This is a genomic window from Salinivibrio sp. MA427, from assembly GCF_001996115.1.
GTDB classification, from domain to species: Bacteria; Pseudomonadota; Gammaproteobacteria; order Enterobacterales; family Vibrionaceae; genus Salinivibrio; species Salinivibrio costicola.
On sequence record NZ_MUFH01000420.1, the window covers coordinates 1 to 1,727 of the forward strand.

General features: G+C 43.4%; 2 protein-coding genes and 1 pseudogene. 2 read left to right on the forward strand and 1 reads right to left on the reverse strand.

The window, feature by feature from the left end; all coding sequences use genetic code 11:
• A pseudogene (locus BZG79_RS16840) lies at positions 1 to 162 on the forward strand (glycosyltransferase family 2 protein); the annotation flags it as partial.
• A gap of 1 nt (position 163) precedes the next feature.
• Entirely contained in the window at positions 164 to 1,198 is a 1,035-nt protein-coding gene (locus BZG79_RS15200; protein WP_077774826.1) for a glycosyltransferase family 4 protein, read from the forward strand.
• On the opposite strand, the gene BZG79_RS15205 is transcribed toward BZG79_RS15200, so the two are convergent.
• Positions 1,199 to 1,727: galactosyltransferase-related protein (locus tag BZG79_RS15205; protein WP_242414220.1), on the reverse strand; the 529-nt coding region annotated here is incomplete at its 5' end.

Sequence of the window (1,727 nt, forward strand, 5' to 3'; positions counted from 1 at the left end):
GCTTTAGGGCATGCTCTTTTTAGATTTATTAAGATGTATTTCTTGAAAAAAGGATTTTTAGATGGTCGACATGGCTTTATCCTCGCACTTCTCAGCGCCAACGTCGTTTTTACGCGTTATGCCGACTTATGGCTAAGAGACTATGTTAAAAAACAACGTTAAGATGCACATTTGCCACGTTAATCTCGCTTCTGGTTTTAGTGGCGGTGAGCGACAAACGCTCACACTGATTAAACAACAGCTCGCAATGGGTTATCGACTCACCATAGTGGTGAACCCCAAAAGCCCGCTCGCTGATGAAATTCGCGCGTTAGAACAATGCCAATTAGTGCTTTGTCCGCACTATACTCGGCGACATGAGCGCTCAATCACCGCAACATGTGATCTGGTCCATGTCCACGAAGGCCGAGCGATTTATTGGGCATTGCTCCAGCGCTTATTACATAATGTGCCTTATATCGTGACACGCCGCATTGATAATCCTTTAAAGAAAAAGTGGTTATCTCAACTTGCATACCGCAAAGCGAGTGCCCTGGTCGGTTTGAGTTCGGAGATTATCCATCAACTAGAAAAACATTACCCTGATGCCAAGTTAGTCAAAATTCCTAGCTCTCCTGTCATCTACCCTGTATCGCAAGATAAGGTTGAGAAAATCAAAGCGCAATTTCATGGGAAGTTCTTAGTGATTCATGCCGCCAATATGTATGCGCATAAAGGCTTTAATGTCACGATAGAAGCGGCACGGTTACTTGCTAACACATCGCCCAACATCCAGTTTTGTTTACTTGGTGATGGTAAAGAACGTGAAGCGTTAGCGCTTCAAGCGAAAGGACTCAGCAACGTTCACTTTGCTGGCAAACAAACGAATATGGGCGATTGGTTCGCAGCGGCCGATTTACTCGTCCATCCCTCCTATTCAGAAGGCTTAGGCTCGGTCATTTTAGAAGCAATGGCAGCAGGGCTACCCGTGATAGGCACCCGAGCTGGCGGGATCCCTGATATCATTGAAGATAATATCAGTGGATTTCTGATTGAGCCGGGCGATAGCGCAGCTCTAGCCAAAAAGGTATCACACCTAAATAAAAATATGATTGATCTCAGCCGCATGCAGACAGGCGCACTAACAAGAGCCAAGCTATTTGATATTAGCGCATGTGCTGTTTTATATGATAAAACATACAACATGATCAAACCGTAATCACTTCAAACGGTCTAGTCCGATCTTTGCCCAATAGGTTTTATTCTCGACTGTTTTTTTGAATAAAGCCTTATTTTCTGACGGCCTTGACAGTTCATCATGATACATATGCAATAAGGCTGCACCAAACTTGATCGCTTTAGTTCTTACTCCAACGCCGTGTAGCCGATACTCAATATCGGTATCTTCCCCTACTGCTGGCGCTTCGTAATTCATATCAAATCCGTTTATTTTTTCTAAGTCTGATTTGTACATAGAAAAATTACACCCAATGATACTTCTTGTTTTTTTTGATAGCCCCATTAGATATTTTAACCAGGGTAGGCAAAGCCCATTTTTAATATGTTTACCTGAGTACTTTGTCGATTTCCCCTTCATGCTTTGCCACACATAATCAACGCCCATCCGCCAGAAGTATTGATGACTAAATCGCGATTTTTTTGAAGCGTCTATCAATAGATTCGTGTGTTTTTCAGACAGTTCAGCACGGCGACCACAGGTTACAAACCCCGGCTCAGCGGACTCTAAA